Source organism: Micromonospora sp. NPDC007230 (assembly GCF_042869115.1).
Lineage (GTDB): Bacteria > Actinomycetota > Actinomycetes > Mycobacteriales > Micromonosporaceae > Micromonospora.
In genome coordinates, this window is sequence record NZ_JBIAFE010000002.1 from 494,972 (window position 1) to 504,389 (window position 9,418).

General features: G+C 73.8%; 7 protein-coding genes and 1 pseudogene. 3 read left to right on the top strand and 5 right to left on the bottom strand.

What is annotated here, in order from left to right:
* Nucleotides 1–26: 26 nt before the first annotated feature.
* Together ACFYML_RS05150 and ACFYML_RS05155 are read right to left on the bottom strand one after the other, a co-directional pair.
* Nucleotides 27–1,796: a DUF4012 domain-containing protein gene (locus ACFYML_RS05150; protein WP_387419392.1), complete on the bottom strand. Its 1,770-nt coding sequence runs from the start codon at nucleotides 1,794–1,796 to the stop codon at nucleotides 27–29.
* A 143-nt stretch (nucleotides 1,797–1,939) separates the two neighbouring features.
* On the bottom strand, nucleotides 1,940–3,166 hold the full coding sequence (locus ACFYML_RS05155) for a glycosyltransferase family 4 protein (RefSeq protein ID WP_387419393.1): 1,227 nt from the start codon (nucleotides 3,164–3,166) through the stop codon (nucleotides 1,940–1,942).
* A gap of 123 nt (nucleotides 3,167–3,289) precedes the next feature.
* Between ACFYML_RS05155 and ACFYML_RS05160 the strand changes: the two genes are divergently transcribed.
* Nucleotides 3,290–3,865 carry a low molecular weight phosphatase family protein gene (locus tag ACFYML_RS05160; protein WP_387419394.1) on the top strand — a complete coding sequence of 192 codons (576 nt, stop codon included), beginning with the start codon at nucleotides 3,290–3,292 and terminating at the stop codon, nucleotides 3,863–3,865.
* Here ACFYML_RS05160 and ACFYML_RS05165 read toward each other — a convergent pair.
* Nucleotides 3,846–5,303, bottom strand: coding sequence for a polysaccharide biosynthesis tyrosine autokinase (locus tag ACFYML_RS05165; RefSeq protein WP_387419395.1), 1,458 nt, complete (start codon nucleotides 5,301–5,303; stop codon nucleotides 3,846–3,848). The genes ACFYML_RS05160 and ACFYML_RS05165 overlap by 20 nt on opposite strands.
* Before the next feature lie 187 nt (nucleotides 5,304–5,490).
* On the opposite strand from ACFYML_RS05165, the gene ACFYML_RS05170 reads away from it, so the two are divergent.
* Together ACFYML_RS05170 and nhaA are read left to right on the top strand one after the other, a co-directional pair.
* Nucleotides 5,491–7,344, top strand: coding sequence for a polysaccharide biosynthesis protein (locus ACFYML_RS05170; protein WP_387419396.1), 1,854 nt, complete (start codon nucleotides 5,491–5,493; stop codon nucleotides 7,342–7,344).
* 154 nt (nucleotides 7,345–7,498) lie between these two features.
* The gene (nhaA, locus tag ACFYML_RS05175; RefSeq protein WP_387419397.1) at nucleotides 7,499–8,809 is read left to right on the top strand and encodes a Na+/H+ antiporter NhaA; all 1,311 of its coding nucleotides are present in this window, start codon (nucleotides 7,499–7,501) and stop codon (nucleotides 8,807–8,809) included.
* 18 nt (nucleotides 8,810–8,827) lie between these two features.
* Here the strand turns inward: nhaA and ACFYML_RS05180 are convergent, their stop codons facing one another.
* Nucleotides 8,828–9,043: a hypothetical protein gene (locus tag ACFYML_RS05180; RefSeq protein WP_387419398.1), complete on the bottom strand. Its 216-nt coding sequence runs from the start codon at nucleotides 9,041–9,043 to the stop codon at nucleotides 8,828–8,830.
* 252 nt (nucleotides 9,044–9,295) lie between these two features.
* Nucleotides 9,296–9,418: pseudogene (locus tag ACFYML_RS05185) on the bottom strand (protein phosphatase); the annotation flags it as partial.

A 9,418-nucleotide genomic window follows, 5' to 3' on the forward strand; every position in this document is an offset into this window, starting at 1 on the left:
CGGGATAGCCGCATGTGGATTCCCTCCTACTGGTCACAGCTTGGTGCGGTAACAACTTGGGTGGTCCATGGGGTGACGGTGGGGGTGACTACCAGCTCGGCCGTGCCGGCGCCGGTCTGCCCGGTGAGCAGCGTGGCGTCGAGGGTCCGGGTCTGTCCCGGCTTGACCTCGACGTTCGCCACGGTGACCTGGCGGCGACGGTCGGTCCCGCTGCCCATCGCGGTGTCCCGCCCGTCGAGCCGGCCGCCGAGCACGGCCCCGCCGGTCGGGCTGTACACCGACACGAAGGTGCGGGCCGTGTAGGGGTCGCCGGCGAGGGCGGCGCCGGTGACCGACTTGTCCAGGCCCGACCGCGGCGCGGTGGAGTGCACCGTGACGCGCAGCCGGAGCTCTCGACGCCCGTCGGACTGGCAGTCGCCGACCGTCAGGTTGGCCGAGAACCTCAGGTAGTAGCCGAGCTTCGCGCCGCTGCCGTCGTTGAGGAAGACGCCGACCGTCGGCACGGTGTCCTTCTCGGGGAGGCTCCCGGTCAACGGGCTGTCGCCCAGGACGCGCTGCTCCTCGGGATGGACACTCCAGAACAATATCCGACGTTCGGCAATAGAACGGGTGAAAACGGTCAAAACTTCGCGGGGATTGGGCGCCTTGGTGAAGAGGGTGTCGAACACCGCCGACGCCGCCTGCGCGTAGTACGCGTCCTGGGCCTGCACGTCCAGGTCCCGATAGGAGTCGCTGAGCAGCGTCCGGACCACGGTGTTCGCCGCCAGGGACGGGCGGCCGGGCACCGCCACCGGCCCGATGACGCCGAGCAGGTACGACAGCACCACCGGATCCACCGCCAGCACCCCGTCCACCGTGGTCCCGGTGCGCCGGCGGACCATCTCCCGGTAGAGCGCCGCCGCGGTCGGGAAGTCGGGACTGAGGTTGACGTCCGCCGGAAAGGTCCCCGGCAGGTCGGACCAGAGCCGGCGCATCTCCGCGTCCACCCGCAACGGCGGGTCGAAGTACTGCATGCTGGCGGAGGCGCCCTGCCCGGTCATCCGGATCTTGCCGCCGTCGGCGCTGATCACGGCGTACGCGCCGAACATCCCGCCGGTGGCGCGCAACTCCGCGGGGTTCTGCGACACCAGCAGGTAGCGGCGGGGGCCGTCGGCGCCGAGCAGCGGCGGCAGCAGCCGGGCTCCCTGGTCCGCGGCGGAGGTCAGGCCGGCGAGCCGGTCGAGTTCGGCACGCAGCCCGGTCAACGCGTCGCGCACCTGCCCGACGAGCTCGTCGGTCGGCACCGCCCGCAGCCGCTCGGTCGTCTCCCGCACCGCTCGATCCGCCGCGGACACCTCGGCGGACACGGCGCGCAGCCGGGCCAGGTCGAGCCGCCCCTCCTTCGGCACCAGCGAGGCGAGGTCGATCCGGAGCAGGGTCGGGAAGGCGAGTCGGGCGAGGTCGTCCACCGTCACCGCGATCCGGCGTACGGCGGCGAGGTTGTCCCCGGCGTACGGCGTCTGCCGGCCGAGCCACCAGCCCGGGTCACCGGTGGCGCTCTTGGCGGCGGCCGCCTGCGCCTGGAGCGCGGCGAGGGTCCGCTGGGCCCGGGCGGCATCCCCACCCACCACCTGGGCGCTGAGTTCCTTGGCCAACCGGGCGGCGTTGAGCAGGTGGGCTCGGGCCTGCCAGCCCCGGAATCCGACCCAACCACCCAGCGTCAGCAGCAGCGAGACGACCACCAGCCCGATGAGCAGGACGCGCCGGACCCGGGCCCGGGTCCGCCGTCGGGACCTTGGCCGCCGACCACGCGACACACCGCTCTCCCCCACACCACTCTCCCAGGACCGAATCGGACAGACTTGTCGATGCATCGCTTTCTAGCACGAAACAGCACAGAATCGGCCAGATATCAGGCAGTTTGCTGCTTCGCGTCCTGGTTTGTGATATCGGTTCGCCTCTATCGGCGGGCGCGCGCCGGCGCCGAGACGTCCTGGAGCATCTGCTCGATCCGGTCGACGCCGGCCCGCAGCGACATCTCCCGCAGGTAGGCGTCCCGTCCCCGGCGGCCCATGTCGACCCGGGCGGGCGGCGGGATCGTCGACGCCAGCCAGAACCGGTCCGCCAGCGCGGCCCAGTCCTCCGGCGGGCAGGACAACCCGGCCCGGGCCCGCTCCACGAGCGCCACCGTGTCGCCACCGGCCGAAGCCACCACCGGAGAGGCACAGGAGAGGGCGGCCTGGAGCTTGCCGGGCACCATCCCGCGCAACTCGGGCAGGTCGCGCAGCATGACGAGCTGGTAGTCGGCCGCCGCGTACAGCGCCGGCATGTCCAGCGGCGAGCGTCGCTCCACGAAGCGGACGTTGTTCGCCCGGAGCTCGGCGGCGAGCCCCCGCACCCGCCGCTCCTCCGCTCCGGAACCCACCAGGACCAGATCCATCCGGTCGTCCAGCGCGGCCGCCGCCCGCACCGCGGTCTCCAGGCCCTGCCGTACGCCGATCGTCCCCGCGTGCATCACCACGCACCGGCCGTCGCGGCGGATCAGCTCCCGGGCGGCGGGGCTGGGCTCGGTCGGCCGGAAGATCCGTTCGTCGGTCCAGTTGAGCACCACCCGCACCCGGTCCGGGTCGGCGCCGGCGGAGACGACCAGGTCCCGCATGGACGGCGCGGTGACGGCGATGCCGCCGGCCTCCTGATAGATCCGCCGCAGGGTGGCGCCGAGCCGCCCCGACCACCGGCGGCCCTCGTCGGGCCGGGCCGAGTCCTCCTCCGGCCAGACGTCCTGCACGTGCAGCACGGTCGGTACCCGGCCGAGCAGCCGGACCAGGGCGGCCGCGGCGAAGGTGGCCGCCGGCAGCTGGAAGACGTACAGGGCGTCGACGTCACCGAGGTAGCGGCGGCCGGTCAGCGCCACACTGCCGGCGAAGGAGAGCCAACTGGCCATCCGCGCCCCGGCTGAGCCGTCGCCGCCGGCGTACCGGGGCACCCGGCGGACGGTCAGCCGCTCGCTGTGCGTCTGGTGCCGCCACCGCTGCCGCCAGCCCGGATAGACGTGACCGCCCGGGTAGTCCGGGAAACCGGTGAGCACGCGTACCTCGTGCCCCCGGGCGGCCAACTCCTCGGCGAGGCTGCCCGGGATGAACGCCGGCTCCGGCGGGAAGTGGTAGGACAGAATGCCGATCTTCATGGCCGCGCTCCCGGTGCGGTATCCCGGCGCCCGACCCGACGCACCCCGTACCATGCACGCATCCCCTCTGCGTCCGGCCGCGATCGCCGGAATTCCGCCGTCGCGGCGTTCAGCCGCGCCACCGTGCCGACGAGAGGGGTGCAGATGGTCGACGGGGTGCTCTTCGTCTGCCACGCCAACCTGTGCCGGTCCCCCATGGCCGAGTTCCTCGCCCGGCGGCTGCTCCGCGATCTCCCGGTCACCGTGACCAGTGCGGGCACCGACGCCGTCGACGGCGGGACCATGCACCCGTACGCCGGCGCGGTCGCGGCCGGGACCGGCGCGGACCCGGCGGCGTTCCGCACCCGGCGGCTGCGCCCGGAGCATCTGACCCGGGCCACGCTGGTGCTGACCGCCACCCGGCGACAGCGTTCCGTCTGCACCGCGCTGGCCCCGGCGGCGCTGCACCGGACCTTCACCCTTCGCCAGTTCGCCCGGCTGGCCGCCGCGGCCGAGGCCCCCGCCGGGGCCAGCGGATCCCCGCTCCGCGTGGCGGTGGCGGCGGCCGCCCGCGCCCGGGGGCGGCTGCAACCCGCCACCCTCGACGCGGACGACCTGGGCGACCCGATCGGTGGCTCACCCGCCGACTTCCGGCGCTGCGCGGAGGAGATCGAGCGGTCGATCCGACCCGTGCTGGCACTCATCGGGACAGCCGGGTGAGTTCCTGGGTGCGGTCGCCCAGCGGCGCCCCGGGCTCGCCGCGCCGGGCGACACCCGCCCGGTCGGTGGGTACGGACGACGCGGCCGGCGGAACGACCACCTTGTACGCCTCGTACTGGTAGGCGTCCGCCCGGGCCACCTTGGCCATGTTCAGCACGCAGCCGAGCAGGCGCACCGACACCGAGTGCAGTGCCCGGGACGCGGCGGCCACCTGGCTGCGCGAGGTCCGCCCCTGCTGGGTGACCAGCAGCGCGCCGTCCGCCTGCACGGCCACCACCACGCCGTCGGTGACGGCGAGCAGCGGCGCGGTGTCGATGACCACGATGTCCGCCGACTCCCGCAGGGCGACCAGCAGGTCCGCCATCGCCTTGGAGCCGAGCAGCTCACTGGGGTTGGGCGGGGTGGCGCCGCTCGGGAGCACGAGCAACGACTTGTCGCCCCACCGCTGCACCACGTCGCCCACCTGGACGTCACCCACCAGCACGTCGGTGAGGCCCACCCCACCGTCGACGCCGAGGTAGTCGGCGACCTTGGGACGGCGCAGGTCGGCGTCGATGAGCAGCACCCGCCAGCCCGCCTCGGCCAGCGCGATCGCCGTGTTGCAGGCCATGGTGGTCTTCCCCTCGCCCTGCAGGGCGCTGGTGACCGCGATGACCCGGGCCGGCTCGTGCACGTCCACGAAGCGCAGGTTGGTGCGGAGTTTGCGGACCGCCTCGGCGCGGGGCGAGTTGGCCGCCTCGCCCACGATCAGTGGAGCCGCCTTGGCCCCGGACTCGAACGGGATCTCGCCCAGCAGCGGGCTGCCGGTCACCCGCTGGAGCGCGGCCGCGTCCCGCATCCGGACGTCGGCGACGCCCCGCAGCACGGCCAGCCCCGCGCCGAGCAGCAGGCCCAGCAGTCCGCCGATGACCAGGTTGCGCGCCGGCTGCGGCGCCACCGGGCTGGAGGTCACCCGGGGGCCGCTCACGATCTCGATCTTGACTGGTGGCGACTTGCCGTCCGGGGGCGTCTCCACCTTCCGCACCAGCTCCACGAACTTGGCGGAGAGCGCCTCGGTGGTCTGCAGCGTCCGGGTCTGGTCGGTGTCGGTGAAGGTGGCCTTCAGCAGCACCGTGCCGGCCTCGGTGGAGGTGCTGATCCGGCGCTGCACCTGGTCGGCGGTGAGCCCGAGCGGGCTCTCCGTCACCACGCTCTGCGCCAGCCGGTCGCTGGTCAGCAGGTCGGCGTAGGACTTCACCCGCTGCTGGAGGAAGAGGCCGCCCTGGTAGGCGTCGGTGACCCCCTGGCTGGGCGTGGTGACGAAGAAGGTCACCGAGCCCTGATAGCTGGGTGGGGTGCGGACCGTGATCAGAGCGGCCGCCCCCACGGCGACCATCACGGTGACCAGAACGATCCACCAGTGGCGTCGGACCAGCCGCAGGTAGCTGAGAACGTCCATCACGCTCCCCCTCGCGACACGCCGATCAGCCGATGAAACTGCACGAAAGCCCCCTAAAGCGCCCAGTTGCCATGCCAGGATCGAAAACGCGTATACATCACAGTAAGCGACCGGACGAATGTAAACGACTAGAAGCGCTCATACGGTCTAAATCCTTCCATTCCCGGTTCGGACGCAGAGGACATCCATGGATCGCGAAGCAACCGCCGCCGCCCGGCCCCGCGACTGGGTCACCCGCCGCACGGCCACCCTGTCTCTGTTAACGCTGGACACCGCCGCGTGGTGCGGCGGATTTCTCGGCGCGGCGTGGACCCGTTACGAGTTCGAGCTGACCGCCGTCCGCGGCGTCCGGGTGCTGACCGTGGCGCTCGGCTGCGCCGCGCTGTACGCGGTGCTCACCCTGCTTCGCTTCCGGCTGTACGGGCGGCACCCGATCGGCAGTGCCGGCGAGGCCCGCGGGCTGGCCGGCCGGGCCGCGACCGCCGCGCTGGCCACACTGGCCTGCCTGCTGCTGCTGCCGTGGACCGAACGGCCGACACCGGCCACCACCCCGCTGCTCGGCGGCGCGGTCGCCCTGGTGCTGATGGCCGCCGGCCGCGCCGCCTGGCGGACCCGGCAGGAACGACACCGCCGGCCGGTCCGCGCCGCGGAACGGTGCCTGGTCTACGGCGTGGACGCGGCCAGCGAGCGCCTGGTCCGGGTGCTCCTCAGCGATCCGCAGGGCCGGTACCAACCGGTGGGCCTGCTCGACGACGACCCCGCCAACCGGGGGCTGCGCCTGGAGGGGCTGCGGGTGCTGGGCGGCCGGGAGCAGATCGGCTCGGCGGTGCGGGCGACCCGGGCCGGCACCGTGATCTTCTCGATGAGCGGCTCGGACGCGGCGTTGCTGCGGGACGTGCGCGCCGGCACGCTCCAGGCCGGCGCCGCGTTCAAGGTGCTGCCCCCGGTCCGCGAGCTGCTCGACCGCCCGGTCGCGGTCACCGACGTCCGGGACATGCAGCTCACCGACCTGCTCGGACGGGCGCAGCGGGTGGCCGAACTGACCGTGGAACGCAGCGGCCTGGCCGGGCGGCGGATCCTGGTCACCGGCGCCGGCGGCTCCATCGGCTCCGAGCTGTGCCGGCAGATCGCCCGCTGCGAGCCGGGCGAGTTGATGATGCTCGACCGGGACGAGTCAGCCCTGCACGCCCTGCAGATGTCCCTGCACGGGCGGGCGCTGCTGGACGGCCCGGAGCTGATCCTGGCCGACATCCGCGACGCCGAGGGCATCGCCCGGATCATCGCCGACCGGCAGCCGGACGTGGTCTTCCACGCGGCGGCCCTCAAGCACCTCACCATGCTCCAGCGGCACCCCGGCGAGGCGATCAAGACCAACGTCTTGGGCACCCTCAACGTCCTGGAGGCGTGCCGGGACATCGCGGAGTTCGTCAACATCTCCACCGACAAGGCGGCCAACCCGACCAGCGTGCTCGGCTACTCGAAGCGGATCACCGAGCGGCTCACCGCCCACTTCGCCGACCAGCTCGGCGGGGCGTACCTGAGCGTCCGCTTCGGCAACGTGCTCAGCAGCCGCGGCTCCGTGCTCACCGCGTTCCAGGCGCAGATCCGGGCCGGGGTGCCGATCACCGTCACGCACCCGGAGGTGACCCGCTATTTCATGACCGTGCAGGAGGCGGTGCACCTGGTGCTCCAGGCGGCCACCATCGGCCGCGGCGGTGAGGCGCTGGTGCTCGACATGGGCGAGCCGGTACGCATCGCCGACGTCGCCCGCCGGCTCGCCGCCGAGGCGGACCACCCGGTCGACATCGTCTACACCGGGCTGCGGCCGGGCGAGAAGCTGCACGAGCACCTGTTCGGCGCCGACGAGGCGGACAGCCGGCCGCTGCACCCGCTCATCTCACACGTGGCGGTGCCGTCGCTCGCCCCCGAGGAGGTACGCGGGCTGGACCCGTACGCCGACCCGGACGAGTTGGTCAAGCGGCTGGCGGCGCTCTGCGACCACGTCCACGCGTCGCTGCCGGTGCTGCCCGGGCAGCGCTGAGCCGGGCGTGGTGGGCGCTACCGCCCGGCTGAGCGAAGCGTCCCACCGGCCCGGATCGGCACTGCCGCCGCCGCCGGGATAGGGTCGAACCCGGTGTGCCGGGAAGTCTGGTCGGCGAGTTCCTTGCCGTCGACGAGCCGGAGTTGGACACCGCATGACCAACCGCACCCCGCACACCCGCCTGCCCGAACGCCTCCTCTCCCGTCGTTCCTGGCCGGAGGCACGCTTCCTGGCCGACGTGCTGCGTACCGAGACGGTGGGCGGCGGGTTGCTGCTGCTCGGTGCGGTGATCGCGCTGGCCTGGGCCAACTCCCCCTGGCGGTCCGCGTACGCGGAACTGGGCCGCTGGGTGCCGTGGCCCGGCGGCGGGGCGCTGCACCTGGACCTCGACCTCGCCGCGTGGGCCGCGGACGGCCTGCTGGCGATCTTCTTCTTCGTGGTGGGCCTGGAGCTCAAACGCGAGTTCGTGGCCGGGGACCTGCGGGACCCACGGCGGGCGACCGTGCCGGTGGTCGCCGCGATCGGGGGCATGCTGGTGCCCGCCCTCTGCTACGTCGCGGTGGTCCTCTCCACCGGCGGGGCGGGACTGCGCGGCTGGGCCATTCCCACCGCCACCGACATCGCCTTCGCCCTCGCCGTGCTGGCAGTGGTCAGCTCACACCTGCCGCAGGGGCTGCGCGCCTTCCTGCTCACCCTCGCGGTGGTCGACGACCTCTTCGCGATCATCATCATCGCCGTCTTCTACACCGCCGACTTCCGCCCGTTGCCGCTGCTCGCGGCGCTGGCGCCGATCGCCGTCTTCGCGCTGCTGGTGCAGCGGCGGCGGACCTGGTGGTGGGCGCTCATCCCGCTCGCCGGGCTCGCCTGGGCCCTGGTGCACGCCTCCGGGGTGCACGCCACGGTCGCCGGGGTGCTGCTCGGCTTCACCGTGCCCGTGCTGCCCTCGCGGGCCGGCGGACCGGGGCTGGCGGAGCGGCTGGAGCACAGGTGGCGGCCGGTGTCGGCGGGCCTGGCGGTGCCGGTCTTCGCGTTCTTCGCGGCCGGCGTGTCGCTGGTCGACGTCGACCTGGGCGCGGTGCTCACCGACCCGGTCGTGCTCGGGGTCGCCGCCGGTCTGGTGCTCGGCAAGACGGTCGGCGTGTTCGGCTCGACGTTCCTGCTCGCCCGGTTCACCCGGGCCGAACTCGACGAGGAGATCACCTGGGCGGACCTGCTCGGGCTGGCGCTGCTGGCCGGCATCGGCTTCACCGTCTCGCTGCTCATCGGTGAGCTGGCCTTCGGCGCCGGCAGCCCGGAGGACGACCGGGTGAAGACGGCCGTGCTGCTCGGCTCGCTGATCGCGGCCACGCTGGCCTCGACCGTGCTGCTGCGCCGCAACCGGGTGTACCGGCGGATCTCGGAGCGGGAGAGCCGGGACGCCGACGGCGACGGCATCCCGGACGTCTACCAGGAGCGGACCACGTAGCGCGGGCGGCGTGGCCGATCAGCGCCGGCGGTCGGCCGTACGCTCCTCCTCGGGCTCTCCCCGCTCCTCGGTCTCCTCCTCGACCGCCTCGGCGTACGGCTCCATGAGGTCGTCAGCCGGCACCGCGACCGCCTCGGCCCGGTCCTGCTCGTCGGGGCGCGCGCCGGGCGGTGGCTCGGGAGCGGTGGTCTCCCCGGCGAAGCCGTACTCGTTGGGCTCGTCGTGCCTGGCCATGCGCTGACCTCCCGGTCGTCCGAAGGTTCGCCTCTCCTGTCGCCCACGCTAGGCGTCGGTCGTCTCCGCCGCAGGACGGCGCAGATCTTCGTACCCAGGGCGACCTCGACGATCACTTCGGGCGGGGGGGGGGGGGGGGGCCCCCCCGCGCCCGCCGGGGCCCCCCCCCCCCCCCCGCGGGCCGCCCGGGGCGGCCCCCCCCCCCGCCCCCCCCCCCCGCCCGGGGGGGGGGGGGCGCCCCCCGCCCCCCCCCCGCCCGGGGGCGAGCCCGTCGAGGACGGCGAGCGCGGCGAGCGCGGTGCCGGTCCGCCCGACGCCGCCCCGGCAGGCGACCTCCACCCGCTCCCCCGCGTACGCCCGGCGCCACGCCTCCCG